The sequence below is a fragment of the Amycolatopsis rhizosphaerae genome (assembly GCF_007713715.1).
Taxonomy (GTDB): domain Bacteria; phylum Actinomycetota; class Actinomycetes; order Mycobacteriales; family Pseudonocardiaceae; genus Amycolatopsis_E; species Amycolatopsis_E rhizosphaerae.
Window position 1 is genome coordinate 19,223 of sequence record NZ_VJWX01000019.1, and the last position, 14,050, is coordinate 33,272.

Here is a 14,050-nt window from a genome sequence, read left to right on the forward strand (position 1 = left end):
GTCTCCGGTGAGTGATCCGATCGCGACCAACGGGTTCGACCTGGGAGACTGATTCCAGTCGCCGATGAACTCGCAAGGCGCGCAAAGGAAGAAGGGTCGCCGTGAACAGCCACGTGGTGCTGCCACTGCTCGGTCAGGTCGCCGACGCCGTGTCGGAGGCGATCGAGCGCGCACGTCCCGAACTGGCGGGATCGGACCCCGTGGTGCGTCGCTCCGAGCACGCCGACTTCCAGTCCAACGCGGCACTCGCCCTGGCCAAGCGGGTCGGTGCCAAGCCGCGTGAACTCGCGACCCAGGTGGCCGAAGCCCTCGACGGCGGGCCGATCGGTGCGGTCGAGTTGTCCGGCCCCGGCTTCCTCAACCTCACCGTTCCCGATCGCGCGGTGTGGGGGCAGGTTTCCGCGCGCCTGGCGAGTTCTCGTTTGGGTGTCGATTCCCCGGAGGAGGGGCGGCGCACGGTCCTCGACTATTCCGCGCCCAATATCGCGAAGGAAATGCACGTCGGGCACCTGCGCACCACGATCATCGGCGACAGCCTCGCCCGCGTGCTCGGCTTCCTCGGCGCGGAGGTCATCCGCCAGAACCACCTGGGTGACTGGGGCACCCAGTTCGGCATGCTGATCCAGTACCTCGACGAGCACCCCGAGACCGCCTGGCACCACGACGAACTTTCCGGCGGCACGTCGGCCGTGTCCGCGCTGGACGAGTTGTACAAGGCCGCGCGCAAGGAGTTCGACGCCGATCCGGCCTTCGCCGAGCGCGCCCGCGCACGGGTGGTCGCCCTCCAGTCCGGTGATCCCGCCACACTCGCCAAGTGGAAGGAGATCGTCGCCGAATCCGAAAGGGCATTCCGCGACATCTACGACCGGCTCGGCGTGTTGCTCACCCCGGAAGATTCCGTCGGCGAGTCGTTCTACAACTCCCTGCTCGGCGACACCATCACCGAACTCGTCGACGCCGGAATCGCCGTCGAAAGCGACGGCGCGCTGGTGGTCTTTTCCGAAGAGGTCACCGGAACCGAGGGCAATCCCGTGCCGCTCATGGTTCGCAAGCGCGACGGCGGTTACGGGTACGACACCACCGATCTGGCCACGATCCGCTACCGCATCCACGACCTCAAGGCCAACCGCCTGCTCTACGTCACGGATTCCCGTCAGGCGCTGCACTTCCGGCTGATCTTCGAAGCGGCCCGCCGCGCCGGATGGCTCACCGACACGGTCGCGGCCGAACACGTCCCGTTCGGCACCGTGCTCGGCCCGGACGGACGCCCCTTCAAGACCCGCGCCGGGGGCACCGTGCGGCTCATGGACCTCCTCGACGACGCGGTGGCCCGCGCCCGCGCCGTCGTCGCCGAAAAGAACCCCGGCCTCGACCCCGTCGAACTCGACCGGATCGCCGAACAGGCCGGAATCGGTGCGGTCAAGTACGCCGACCTGTCCACCTCACGCGTCAAGGACTACACCTTCGACCTCGACCGCATGGTGTCGTTCACCGGAAACACCGGCGTGTACCTCCAGTACGCCCACGCGCGCATCCGGTCCATCCTGCGCAACGCGGGCGACCCGGAGAGCGAGATCGATCCCTCCATCCCCCTCGAACCGGCCGAACGCGCCCTCGCGCTGGAACTCGACGCCTACGGCACCACCCTCGCCGAGGTCGGCGAGGCGCTCGAACCGCACCGCCTGTGTGGATATCTCTACGATCTCGCCCGCGACTTCACCACGTTCTACGAAGCCTGCCCCGTGCTGAAAGCCGAAGAACCGGTCCGCGGCAACCGGCTCGCGCTGTGCGGGCTCACCGCGCGCACCCTCAAGCACGGGCTCGGCCTCCTCGGTATCGCCGCACCGGAACGCATGTGAGGTCGGCGCTCGCGATCGAGCCTGGCGAGCAACCGGAGTGAATGTTTCCTTCAGGACGCGACGATGCCGAGGTCGGTCCGGGCCCAGCGCACGGCCGGACCGAAGGCGGCACCGGCGACCAGGAACAGACCGCCGAGTGCCCACCAGCCAGGCGCGCCCCAGGTCACCAGCAGCGCGGTCAGGAGCACCGGGCCGAGCGTCCTGGCGAACTGTGGACCCATGCCGAAGAAGCCCTGGTACTGGCCCTGCCTGTCCGCCTGTGCCAGTCCGAAACCGATCTCCCAGCTGCCCGCGCCCTGCAGCATCTCGCCGAACACCTGGATCACCGCGGCGACGATCAGGATGACCACCCCCGCTTCGGCCCCGACGCCGACTCCGGACAGCGAGTACAGCGCGCAGGCGGCGAGCATCAGTACGCCCGCGTGCCTGGTTGCCCGGGTGGCGCTGTGCAGGCCGGTCACCCGCCGGGCCACGGGCACCTGGAACGCCACCACGCCCAGCATGTTGACCACCAGCAGCACCGCGGCCATCGGCGCGGGCGCGCCGGTCCGCTGCACGATCCACATCGGCAGGCCAAGGCTGAGCAGCGGCATGTTCAGGCACATGATCGCGTTGAGCAGCGTGACCAGGGTGTACGGCCGATCGCGGAGCACGGACCGCCGGGGCGCGGTGGCGGGTGCCTTCGGCACCGGCCGTGTTTCGGGCAGTCGGCGCAGCACGAGTGCGGCAACGAGGAAACTCACCGCGTCGATGGTGAAGACCGCCAGGTACGTCGGCCGGGTGCCGACCGAGAGCGCCAGCGCGCCCAGGCCGGCGCCGATCGCCAGTCCCGCGTTGAGCGTGGACTGCAGGTGTGCCCGTGCCCTGGTCCGCTCGTCCGGGGCCACCGATCCGGCCAGCAGCGCCTGCCGTGCCGACGCCAGACCCGCCTGGCAGCAGGCGTATCCGCAGAGGGTGAGCAGGACGAGTGGAAACGACCGCACGACCAGGAAGGCACTCAGGGCCGAAGCCGTCGCCAGGGAAAGAAGTACCGCGGTACGGCGTGGTCCCCAGCGGTCGGTGAGGAATCCGAGCGGTACCCCGGCCAGCATGGCGGCCGCCCACGCCAGCGTCAGCGCGAGCCCGACCTGGGCCGGGGAGAGGCCGACGAGACGGGTGAAGAACAGCGCCGAGCCGGCGTAGAAAGCGCCATCGCCAAGGGAGTTGGCCAGTTGTGCCAAGGCCAGCACCCGCAATGGCCCGGCGGGCGGAACGACCCGGGACATCAGTCGACGCGAGGGGACTCGGTGCGGCCGCGTTTGAGCTCGAAGAACCCCGCCGTGCCGGAGACGTTCAGTACGCCGTCCCAGAGCCGCCCGGCCGCTTCCGCGCGTGGCACCGGGCTCACCACCGGTCCGAAGAAGGCGTTGACGGTTCCGTCCGGTCCGGTGACGTGGATGGCCGGAGTGCCGAGATCCTCACCGATCGGGTCGAGGCCCGCACGGTGGCTGACCCGCAAGGCGTCGTCGTAGCCGGTGCTCTCGGCCGCGTCGGCCAACTCCTCGGCCAGGCCCAGTTCGGTCAGCGCGCCGAGGTACAGGTCACGGCCGATCGTCGCCTTCTCGTGGTGGATCCGGTTGCCGAACGCCGTGTAGAGGTCCCGAAGCACCGGAGTGCCGTACTTCTGCTCCGCGGCGATGAGCACCCGCACGGGGCCCAGCGTGTCGGCCAGCCAGCGCTCGTACCACGCCTCGAGCCCCTCGCGGCCCTCGTTGAGCAGCCACAGGCTCATGACATGGAAACGCACTTCCACGTCGCGGACCCGTTCCACCTCGAGCAGCCAACGCGAAGCGTTCCAGGCCCAGGGGCATTTCGGGTCGAACCACATGTCGGCGGTGGTCACAGGGGAACTCCTCGATCGCTCTTTCCTTGCCTGCGGACATTCAACGGCCCGAGATTGGCCTACAGAAGCGCCAATTTCCCCAAGACTGATTGAGCCAATGTAGGGTCCTGCCGTGGACGTCCACGTCTCGCTCGCGGGTTCCGGTGACCTCGCCTCCCGCATCTACCGCCAGCTGGCCGACGCGATCCTGGACGGCAGGCTGCGCCCGGGAGAACGCCTGCCGCCCACCCGGGAACTCGCCCTCAGGCTCGCCGTCGCCCGCAACACGGTGTCCGTCGCCTACGAGCGGTTGGCGGCCGAGGGATTCGTGGTCGCCCGCGTCGGCGCCGGTACCTTCGTGGGGACCGAACCGGTCGCGCCACGGGCCGCACGCGCCCGATCCCGTTCCCGGGCGGCACCGACGGGACGCGGCGTCCAGCCCCGTCCGATCTGGAACGCCGTTACCACCGCCACCCCCGGCGTCCCGCCGCCCGTCCACGACTTCCGGGTCGGCACGCCGGATCCCGGCCTGTTTCCCTTCGCCACTTGGCGCAGGCTGGTCGCCGGAGAGCTTCGGGCCTCGGCGGTCCGGACGATCTCCGGCTACGCGGAAACCTCCGGGCACGCCGGCCTGCGCGAGGCCATCGCCCGGTACGTCGGAGTGTCCCGGTCCGTCCGTGCCTGCGCCGACGACGTGCTGGTCACCCAGGGCGCCCAGCAGGCACTCGACCTCGTCGGCCGGGTCCTGATCGAACCGGGCGACAGCGTCGCCGTCGAGGAACCGGGTTACCCGGCGGCGCGGCTGCTGTTCCGCTCACTGGGCGCCAGGGTCGCGGGAGTGCCCGTGGACGATGAGGGCCTGGTCGTGAGTGCGCTGCCGGACAGCGTCCGCCTGGTGTACGTCACACCCTCCCACCAGTTCCCGCTGGGCATGCCGATGTCACCGGCCCGGCGGGCGTCGCTGCTGGAATGGGCGTCTCGCCGCGGCGCCGTGATCGTCGAGGACGACTACGACAGCGAGTTCCGCTTCGGCGACCGCCCCCTGGAACCCTTGCAGAGCCTCGACCGCACCGGCCGGGTCATCTACGTGGGCACGTTCTCCAAGACACTGCTGCCGATCCTGCGGCTCGGTTTCCTGATCGCCCCGGCCTCGCTGCAAGCGGCGCTGTGCGCCGCCAAGCGGTTCACCGACTGGCACAGCGAATACGTGGGGCAGGCTGCTCTCGCCCGTTTCATCGACTCCGGCGAACTCTCCCGGCACGTGCGAAGGGCCACCCGTGTCTACGCCGAGCGGCGCGAACGCATCGTGACGACGCTGCAAACCGAGTTCGCCGACTGGCTCGACACGGTGCCTTCCGCCGCCGGCCTGCACCTGTCCGCCAGACTCAAGCCGGACACCGCCATCGACATCGACGCCGTACTCCAAAGGGCAGGCACCTCAGGCATCGCCGTCGAGCGCCTGGCGGCCTACTACGCCGACAGCCGACCACAGCCCGGGCTGGTCCTCGGCTACGGCACCATCGCCACCGACGACATCGCCGAGGGCCTCACACTGCTCGCCCGCCATTTCCGAAGCCCCTGATTATTGACCAATGACAGCGGATGTGAAGCGCCCGCTTGTTGTCAATCGGGAAATTGCGGGGCTCGAAGACGAGTAATTGGATCAACGACGCGCCGGATCGGTTGCACCGGTCATCATTTTATTATTGAGTAGGCAACGAAATCGCGGCAAGGCTCACCCGGTCGAGGTGTCGAGATCGGCGCATGGCGGGTGCAATGCTTGGGTGACAGCGTGGAAACCGAAACCAGTTGTGAGCTGCCATGTCTATCTCGAGCACGAGCGCGGCGAGTGCGCGAAACGCGTTATTGGCAGAAGGAAAGATATCGGTATATGAATGCCCTGCGGTGGCTGTGATCAACTCGCGGGCGCTGCTTGTCGGTGATCATCTATCGCCGCCGGCATTCGACGAGATGACCGTGTCGATCCTGTACGCGCAGTTGCGAGCAATACACGACACCAGACAGGGTGGGACGGGGAGCAACCCGGACGCACCCGAGGGTCGGGACCCGAAGCAGTGGCTGCAGACTTTTCGCAATGAGCTCGGCCTGCAAGGCTGGGCGGAAACCGGAAGTGATGTTTCCGCCGACTTCGCGCCCGCGTCCCCGGAAAAGACCACACTCGGCCTCGTCGGCAAGAAGTTCACCACTCCGGCTCCGCTCGTCTTCGGTTGGCGGCTTCTCGATCCGCTCGCGGGCCTTGGCATGTCCGCGGCCGGCACCTTCGGTGACGCCACACTCGACGGCGGGCCTGGGGAGAAGCGGCTTGTGCGTTGCCGGATGTTCGCCGAGGTCGGCCCGGGCGATCAGGGACGTGAGTTGTCCCTGGCGTTCCTCGTCCTCAGGTACCCGCAGGAACCGGCACCAGGATTGGGGAGTCCGTTCGACCAGGGAACCACCTACTGGCTGCCCGCCTATGGATACCGGCTGAACGAGAAAAGATTCAGGGAAGTCAGGGACAAAATCACGAAAAAGATAGGAGAGAGGCTGAATCTTGTAGTCCGTGCATCGTTCCAGCAGTAATCCCGAGAGGTATTTCTCAAATGACGGAGACCGTTTCTTCCGCAGTGGACCATATTCTGGATTCCGAGTTGGATACAATGCCCCTGGAACTGCTCGTTCCGGAGGCCAGGGCGGGAACCGAGCAAGCAAATCTGGGTGTGATCAACGGGCGTTCCATGATCGTTTCCGCGCCGTCGATGAAGCCGGTTCAGACGCAGGATGCCACGCTTTCCCAGTGGTTCGCCGAGCGAAGGGCGAACCACGACCTCGGAGTGAAGTACGGAACACCGGGGGTGGACAACTCCATCGACCACCCCGAGGAATTCTTCAAGATCGTGACCAACGAGCTGCAGAAAATGGGATGGCTGATCCCCGGGTTTGATCAGACGGACCTCAAGAGCAGCGGCGGCGGGAACAGTGTTTCGCAGTATGTGTACCGCGCGCTGAACCAGATCGCGGCCGGGTCCGAAGGCTACGTCAAGAGCGCCGTGGACGGCGTCCGCGCCTGGGCGGATGACAGCAACAAGGTCAGCTCGCAACTGTTCACCCGAAAGAGTGTCCCGCTGCGTAAGGTCGCCAAACAGATCGGCTACGCGGCGAACGACCGCGACGGCACGCTCACGTACTCCTTGTCATTCTTCTTCTTCGATGGTGAGAAGGCCGTGACGGACTGGCTGGTTTTCTCCTTGCGTGACATCCAGTTCCGGTTGTGGTCCTACCTGGGTGCGGCGAAACTTCCGGGCGGCTCGCTGGACAAGCCGATTCATGATGCCCTGGTCTCGAAGTACGACCAGCACGGTAAGGGCGATATCGACAGCGGCGCCATCTGACGGGTTCGAGCAGTCAGGCCGTCGACCGGTCATCGTGAATGGCGGGGAGGTCGACGGCCTGGCTCCCGTCCTCGACCAGCTAGGCGGCGGCGCGCTCGTCCATGGGCCGGCGCCGCAGGCCGGCCCGCTGCAGGGCGGGCGGCTGGTAGGCCATGTCGAGCGTGCCGATGTCGGTGCCGGGCGGGACGATCTTGTCGATCTTGTCGAGGATGCCGTCGTCGAGGGTGGTCTCGACACCGGCGAGCAGGTCGTCGAGGTGTTCCATCGTGCGCGGCCCGATGATCGCCGAGGTCACGCCCGGGTGGGCGATCGCGAACGCCATCGCCAGGTGGGTCATCGGTAAACCCGCGTCCTGGGCGAGCGAGACGAGTTGCTCGACAGCATCGAGCCGGCGCTCGTCGCTGAGGTGCTTGAAGCCGTAGTTGGCCCGGTGAGTGTCCGCCTGCTGGCCCTTGCGGTACCGGCCGGTCAGCAGGCCCCCGGCCAGCGGGCTCCAGACCAGCGTGCCCATCCCGTATTGCTGGCAGACCGGCAGCACCTCGCGTTCGATGCCGCGGTTGAGGATCGAGTAGGTCGGCTGCTCGGTGCGGAAGCGCTGCAGGCCGCGCCGTTCGGCGACCCACTGCGCTTCGACGATCTCCGAGGCCGGGAAGCACGAGGAGCCGATCGCCCGCACCTTGCCGCTGTGGATCAGGTCCGACAGCGCTGAGAGCGTCTCCTCCACGTCCACCGACGGGTCCGGGCGGTGGACCTGGTACAGGTCGAGATGGTCGGTTTGCAGGCGGCGCAGGGAATTCTCGACCTCGGCGATGATCCAGCGCCGGGAGTTGCCCCGCTGGTTCGGATCGTCGCCCATCGGGTTGTGGACCTTGGTCGCGAGTACGACGTTCTCGCGGCGGCCCTTGAGGGCTTTGCCGACGATCTCTTCGGACTCGCCGCGTGAGTACATGTCGGCGGTGTCGACGAAGTTGATCCCCGCGTCCAGGGCCTTGTGGATGATCCGGATCGAGTCATCGTGGTCGGGGTTGCCGATGGCGCCGAACATCATGGCGCCCAGGCAGTAGGGGCTGACCTTGATCCCGGTCCGGCCCAGCGTGCGGTACTGCATGACTCTCCTTTTCGGCGGTTGTGCCTGGCCGGCGCCACCTCGGCGCCGTACTATGAGGCAAGCGGAACAACGCTCCAGAAGTATATGGAGCGCTGTTCCGCTTGGTCAAGCGGGGGAGCATCCTGGGCGAGAACGCCACCCTGGACATGAGCCAAGTTCGGCAGAGGCCACCCGGCCACCGTGTAGCCCACGGCGCGCAGCAGGTCACTGAGCCAGACCAAGTAGTAGGCAAGAGGAGGTCGCTGGCCCTCCAGGAGCTGTCGGATGTGCTGTTCGGACTCCGACAACTGACCAATGGTGAGCTTTTCGGGTTCTTCGTAGACGTTGTAGAGCGCATCGGGCGGGATGGACCAGAAGTAGTCGGCATCGACCTCCACGGTGTCGCCGTGCACCTCTCTGACGTGTTCGAAGAGCTTTGCGGCTGCTGCGGCCAACTGGTCAAGCCGAATCACATTTGCTGTCGTCAACCCAATTTCTCCTTTCGGCAACTGCCATCGTTTCACCGGGATAGAATGGATGATGTTGGACTAGTCAGAAACAGCGCTCCTGCACCGGCCGGTTGCGATCATCTGCGATATGGCCCTCATCGTCGCGGGGGCCGTGGTCTACAAGGACCCGGACCATCACCGGCCAGCCGAAGTAGGGTGGTTCGTTGACCCTGGCCGGGTCGTTCCACAGGTCACAGGCGCGCTGGTAGTTGCCTGGGCTGAGGGAGACCCAGACACTCCATTCGAAGGTTTCCGGACTGTCGACGATGGGTAGGACGATGCGGGCGCGGACGAAGAAGTGCTCGTTCGCGATCACGCATTGGTCAGCGGTGAGCAGGTTCCCCGGCTGGGAGGCCAGGTCGTCGCGCCAGTAGGCAGGCGCGCGTGTGCCGTAGCTGAGCGGGGGCCCGCATGCTCCTCGGCGCACAGACTGCACCGGAAACGCTCGTGAGACGTCACGGCTGCGCAGTCTGGGTTGCGGACATGCGAGGACACGTGCGGGACTCACGGGTGTCGCAGACGACGGACACCTACGTCGGGCGCAGTAGTTGGCCATTGCTGTGGTCGCCTGCCGTTGGTTGTCTGCGGCGCGGTCCTACCCGATGGAACTGTCGGTTGGCACTGTCGCAAGGGGACTGCCGTCTGCAATCTCGTTTGGTGAACGCGGCTCGCGTACTCGTGTCGGCTGATGCGGCCGACGTATGGGAACTGGCGTGGCCGCGTCCTAACGATGCAGGTTCCTGAAGTTGGCGCCTTTGTTCGAGCGTTGTTGCCCATCCACCTCGCAGGCGGACATACCCTCACTTATAGCGTTTGGCTGGCCGTGGATCCCTCCGAGCTGCCGAACATCTTCGGGATGTGGTGGGAGCCCGCCTACCAAGACCTTCGCATTTCGGGGTGGCTTGCGAACCCGGTTCCACCTTGGGGCATGCTCACCGCTCCCGTTGATGCCTCACGGAGTCGCGGGGTGTTTCATGGCTCATCCATGTGCCTGGTTCGTTCGCCCAGTCGGTCAGATTGAGCACGGGGTCAGGCAGCGTGAACCGAACATGTCGGTTGTGGGATTCCAAGGGCTGCCCGCAACTCGGGCACGTGTCGGCCGCCATGCCGTATATCCTGCAACCGTCCCCGCTGTCCTGATTTCTCACCCTGCGGCTGAGGTGACCTCCTCGCAGCGCCCTGGCTGCCGGAGGCGAAGGACGGGGCGATGCAGGTTCGCTGGTGGCCCCTACGACGTCGTCTCGGGCGTGATAAGGATTCGATGGGTGCTATCCAGGAGTCGGGACACCGTGTACCGGCCGGTGGTTCCCACCGCAGGCGGAGTACCGGTCCAGCTCACTCGGGCCCAGACGTCATCGAAGTGCACGGTGTACCAGCGGTTGCCCCTGGCAACGCTGTCGACGGTGCCGGTCACGGTCGCGCCAATTCGGTAGCGGGCTTGGATGCTGGCCCATTGTTCGTCGTCGAAGCCCCAGTGGTGGGCCCGGGGCTTGCGCCAGCGCCGGTCGAGTGGCCAGAGCCGGACCTGGCATCGGTGGGGGTTGTCGTACACGCTCTCGTAGAGGTCGTGGCGAAGGACTTCGAACCGCATGGCCGCGCCGATGGGTGGCCAGTCGTGGGCATGGAGCGGCAACTCCGTGCCGTCGACGAAGCCCGTTACGCCTGGTTCGAGGTCCACGAACAGGCCGGTGCGGCTGTTGGGCCGGAGGTAGGTCCTGATCCGCCCGGACACGTGCTCACCGATCGGAAACCGCTGGATGACGTCGCCGATGCCGGCTGGTTGTGCCATGTGCCGACTGTGCCACCTGGCGATGGCGATCAACGGACTGGACCGCTCACGCTTCGCGCGGCGGCTCTGGAGGGGCTGTTGGACAACCCGTTGCTCGATGGGGCCGGGCAGTTCCGGTCATCTCCGGTGACCTGGCCTTTTCCCGGACGCAAACACCGATTGGTTCGGGCGCATTCCGGTGTCTTCGGGGTGATTAACGGCAGTAAAACGGCACTCGGTGTCAGCTCGTTCTAGTTGTCCGCGTCCATATTGGACTGGAGCCACCGGCGGGCGGCGCTCAGCGTCACCTCGACTTCGTCGCTCAAAGAGCAGACCTCCAGCCACGACAGATAGCCGTCGTGTGTGAACACCAGAACTTCACCGACGCACTCACCCTCGTCTGTATACAGCTGGGCGTCGGCGGCCACCACGGTTCTCGATCCTGCGGAGGCCACTCGCTCAACCGCAGTCGTGTCGAGCTCGAAGAACGCTGTCCCGCAGCCACACGCGCACCGGTTGCAAATCTTGAGGTGTGGAACCTGCCTACGGAGAGCGCGGTGAACCGGGTTGTCCCGGCGCAGGACGGTGTCGAGGACGTCCAGTACATCGGCAGGCAAGCTTCTCGTCACAAGAGTACCTATCGTCGCGGCATGCGGCCTCGGGTGCGTGGGCCACTGTCGAGCTCGGTTGACCTCCTGTAATTGTGCCCCGGGCATGTTTCTCCACCTACCCATTTACGGGATGAGGTGATCTCCGAAGCGGTGCCGGGTCCAGGGCAGAGCCCTGGCCGCCGGAGGCTCTAGTTGTCTTGCACCTCGCGCGAAGTGCCGGTCGAAGGTCCTGAGATCACGATCCGCCCGGTGGGCACCCGTCGTGTGGTGGCGGGTGGTTCCCGATGAGCCGCGACGTGCTTATCACCGGCCTGACCCCAGTTCAGGCTGACGGGTTGGCCCGCATCGCGTGCGGAGCCGACCACCTTCGCGCCGAGGTTCCGCATGTGCCGGTAGGCCGGTCGGCATCCGTACGGCGGGACCGCGCGTTGTGGGTGCAATGCGCGTGCACCGCGCTGGTCGCGCTCGGCGCGGCGTACGCCTCTTACCGGCACGGTCGCGAGTTCGCGTTGCGGTTCGGTGCCGATGAGGCGACGGCGGCGATCTGGCCGTTGATCGTGGACGGGATCCTGACGACGGCCACGGTCGATCAGAGCCTTCTCGATATCGAAGTTGCCGAAGGTCAGGGACTCGAAGACCCCGTCGGGACCACCCTCCGCGACAGCAGGGGCAGCTTTGGCGTCCGGTGCCACGAAGAACTTGATGACGATGCTCACCGGGGCATAGTGCCTGTTCCACCGGGCCCGGTCTACCTGCCAGCGGCCAGCAGAAGCCGACCTACCGATCCGAGGTGCTGTCCGCCCACAGGCCAAGATCAAGATCTACAGCTGGTACTAGGTTCACCATGAGATCGGGTACAGGTTTCATGGCAGCGTCCTCCTGCAGTGCCCTAGCGTCGTGCCATGACGATTCCGGCTGGACTGAGACGCACAGTCCTCCGGGCGCGGCGGGACACCGGCTTTCTTGCCGCTGGTGTGCTGCCGCACCTGGCGCTGGTGCCCGTGTGGGCCTGGGCGGCGACGACTACCGACAGGACGGGGAACTGGCTCCTTACGGTTTCCATGTCGGCCGCCCTGGTCCTGCTCGGCGCCCCGGTGCTGACGGCCGTTCAGCGGGCTCGCTACCGGGTGCTCATCGGTGTGGACGTCCCCCGGCTCACCCCCACCGCGCCGGAACAACGGACGTGGGCCTCGACCGCCCGATGGCTCGCGGCGACGCAGCCTTGGCGCAAGATCGGCTACCACCTCCTGCTGGGCCCGCTGCTCGCGCTGCTGGAGCTGCTGGTGCTCGCGGTGGCAGCGGGGTGCCTGGCGGGCGTCATCGCCTACGCCTGGTCATGGGCGCTGCCAACCGGAATCCGCCAGGACTGGTTCGGCTACCTGACCCAGCTGCCGGCTTACACAGCGGCTGGACTCCTCCTCCTGTGCGCCCTGCCCTGGACCGCGCGGGCAGTAGCCCGGGCCGAGGCGCGGCTGGCGTTGGGCCTGCTCGGGCCCAGCCGGGCGCGGCGGCTCCAGGAGCGGGTCGATCAGCTGGCCGTGAGCCGGACCGACTTGATCGAGGCCGTCGACGCGGAGCGCCGCCGGATCGAGCGCGACCTGCACGACGGCACCCAGCAGCGGTTGGTGTCTCTCGCGGTCAACCTGGGTCTGGCCATTGCCACCCGCCCGGACCTGCCGAGTGATGCCCGCGAGGTGATCGCGAGAGCGCACCTGGAGGCGAAGGAGGCGATCGCCGAACTCAATGACCTGGTGCGGGGGCTGCACCCGGCCGTGCTCGAAGACCGAGGTCTGGACGCGGCGTTGTCCGGGCTGGCTGCCCGCACGCCCCTGCCGGTGCGGCTGCGGGTCAATCTGGAGGAGCGGTTGGCGCCCAACGTGGAGTCAGTCGCGTACTTCGTGATCTCTGAGGCGCTGACCAATGCAACGAAGCACGCCAACGCGATGCGTGCAGAGGTGATAGTCCGTCAGGTCGGCGACGTGCTGCGAGTGCGCGTTACCGACGACGGGCTGGGCGGTGCCGACGCCGCCGGCACGGGGCTGACCGGGCTGGCCAAGCGGGTCGGCTCCCTCGACGGGACCTTCCACGTCAGCAGCCCCGTTGGCGGGCCCACCACCATCACCGCGGAGCTGCCGTGCGCGCGGTGATCGCCGAGGATTCGGTGTTGTTGCGGGTCGGCCTGAGCAAGGTGCTGGAGATGGGCGGGTTCCAGGTCGCCGCGGAAGCCGGCGACGCGGAGGGGCTGTTGGCGGCAGTGGCGGAGCACCGGCCCGAACTCGCCTTGATCGACGTCCGGATGCCGCCCGGCTTCACCGACGAGGGGGTGCGGGCGGCGATGGAGATCCGTCGGCGCTGGCCGGGGACGCCGGTGGTGCTGCTTTCGCAGTACGTGGAGGAACGGTACGCGGCTGATCTGCTGTCTGCGAACACCAGCGGTGTGGGCTACCTGCTCAAACAGCGGGTTGCCGATGTCGCCGACTTCGTGGCGGCGGTCCGGCGAGTGGCGGACGGGGGCACGGCCCTGGACCCGCAGGTCGTCGCCCAGTTGCTGCTGCGGCGCGACAGCGACCCGCTCGCGCGGCTGACCCCCCGCGAACGGGAGGTGCTCGGCCTGATGGCCGAGGGGCGCTCCAATGCCGGCATCGCGCAGGCGCTGGTGGTCAGCGAGAGCGCCGTGGCGAAGCACATCAACAACATCTTCGCCAAGCTTGACCTGCCCGTGGTCGACGCGGACCACCGCCGCGTCCTGGCCGTGCTGCGGTTCCTCGGAGCGTCCCGGGCCTGACCTTCCCATCCGTGATCACGATCTACGGCTGGAGTACTGGTACTCCAGCCGCACTTTCAGGTTTGGAGTCTGCGCTGGTAGTGGCTGGTTCGGGCGCGGATGCGGAAGGTGTACCCACCACCACCATCAAGTCGGATAGGAGCGCTACTGCCTCGGGCGCGCGCGAACGACATGCTGATGT

General features: G+C 67.0%; 13 protein-coding genes and 1 pseudogene. 7 read left to right on the top strand and 7 right to left on the bottom strand.

All coding sequences use genetic code 11. The features are described from left to right. Positions 1–101: 101 nt before the first annotated feature. Positions 102–1,859 carry an arginine--tRNA ligase gene (gene argS, locus FNH05_RS03895; RefSeq protein ID WP_144585879.1) on the top strand — a complete coding sequence of 586 codons (1,758 nt, stop codon included), beginning with the start codon at positions 102–104 and terminating at the stop codon, positions 1,857–1,859. A 50-nt stretch (positions 1,860–1,909) separates the two neighbouring features. On the opposite strand, the gene FNH05_RS03900 is transcribed toward argS, so the two are convergent. Both FNH05_RS03900 and FNH05_RS03905 read right to left on the bottom strand, forming a co-directional pair. Continuing rightward, complete coding sequence (locus tag FNH05_RS03900; RefSeq protein WP_144585880.1) at positions 1,910–3,124, bottom strand: MFS transporter; 1,215 nt, start codon at positions 3,122–3,124, stop codon at positions 1,910–1,912. Further along, entirely contained in the window at positions 3,124–3,741 is a 618-nt protein-coding gene (locus FNH05_RS03905; RefSeq protein ID WP_281287592.1) for a mycothiol-dependent nitroreductase Rv2466c family protein, read from the bottom strand. Before FNH05_RS03905 ends, FNH05_RS03900 begins: the two co-directional genes overlap by 1 nt. 112 nt (positions 3,742–3,853) lie before the next feature. Here FNH05_RS03905 and pdxR point away from each other — a divergent pair, with 112 nt between their 5' ends. From pdxR to FNH05_RS03920, 3 genes are all read left to right on the top strand, one after another. Then, on the top strand, positions 3,854–5,302 hold the full coding sequence (pdxR, locus tag FNH05_RS03910; protein WP_144585881.1) for a MocR-like pyridoxine biosynthesis transcription factor PdxR: 1,449 nt from the start codon (positions 3,854–3,856) through the stop codon (positions 5,300–5,302). Between the two features lie 323 nt (positions 5,303–5,625). Beyond that, on the top strand, positions 5,626–6,300 hold the full coding sequence (locus tag FNH05_RS03915; protein ID WP_144585882.1) for a hypothetical protein: 675 nt from the start codon (positions 5,626–5,628) through the stop codon (positions 6,298–6,300). Positions 6,301–6,320: 20 nt separating this feature from the next. Further along, complete coding sequence (locus tag FNH05_RS03920) at positions 6,321–7,109, top strand: hypothetical protein (protein WP_144585883.1); 789 nt, start codon at positions 6,321–6,323, stop codon at positions 7,107–7,109. 79 nt (positions 7,110–7,188) lie between these two features. On the opposite strand, the gene FNH05_RS03925 is transcribed toward FNH05_RS03920, so the two are convergent. The 5 genes from FNH05_RS03925 to FNH05_RS38775 all read right to left on the bottom strand — a co-directional run bounded on the left by FNH05_RS03925 (position 7,189) and on the right by FNH05_RS38775 (position 10,928). Continuing rightward, on the bottom strand, positions 7,189–8,217 hold the full coding sequence (locus tag FNH05_RS03925; protein ID WP_144585884.1) for an aldo/keto reductase: 1,029 nt from the start codon (positions 8,215–8,217) through the stop codon (positions 7,189–7,191). Between the two features lie 50 nt (positions 8,218–8,267). After that, a complete protein-coding gene (locus tag FNH05_RS37805) occupies positions 8,268–8,720 on the bottom strand; it encodes a hypothetical protein (RefSeq protein WP_186382365.1) in 453 nt (150 codons plus the stop codon). A gap of 28 nt (positions 8,721–8,748) precedes the next feature. Next, a complete protein-coding gene (locus tag FNH05_RS03935) occupies positions 8,749–9,132 on the bottom strand; it encodes a DUF2199 domain-containing protein (RefSeq protein ID WP_186382366.1) in 384 nt (127 codons plus the stop codon). A gap of 801 nt (positions 9,133–9,933) precedes the next feature. Further along, positions 9,934–10,494: a hypothetical protein gene (locus FNH05_RS03940; RefSeq protein ID WP_144585886.1), complete on the bottom strand. Its 561-nt coding sequence runs from the start codon at positions 10,492–10,494 to the stop codon at positions 9,934–9,936. A 230-nt stretch (positions 10,495–10,724) separates the two neighbouring features. Beyond that, positions 10,725–10,928 (bottom strand): hypothetical protein, encoded by a 204-nt coding sequence (locus tag FNH05_RS38775; RefSeq protein WP_222426508.1) that lies wholly within the window; start codon positions 10,926–10,928, stop codon positions 10,725–10,727. Positions 10,929–11,470: 542 nt separating this feature from the next. Between FNH05_RS38775 and FNH05_RS03950 the strand changes: the two are divergent. From FNH05_RS03950 to FNH05_RS03960, 3 genes and pseudogenes are all read left to right on the top strand, one after another. Continuing rightward, a pseudogene (locus tag FNH05_RS03950) lies at positions 11,471–11,674 on the top strand (DUF2637 domain-containing protein); the annotation flags it as partial. 312 nt (positions 11,675–11,986) lie between these two features. Beyond that, the gene (locus FNH05_RS03955) at positions 11,987–13,231 is read left to right on the top strand and encodes a sensor histidine kinase (protein WP_144585888.1); all 1,245 of its coding nucleotides are present in this window, start codon (positions 11,987–11,989) and stop codon (positions 13,229–13,231) included. Further along, positions 13,219–13,869, top strand: a complete 651-nt coding sequence (locus FNH05_RS03960) for a response regulator (protein WP_144585889.1) — start codon at positions 13,219–13,221, stop codon at positions 13,867–13,869. Before FNH05_RS03955 ends, FNH05_RS03960 begins: the two co-directional genes overlap by 13 nt. The last annotated feature ends 181 nt before the right edge of the window (positions 13,870–14,050 follow it).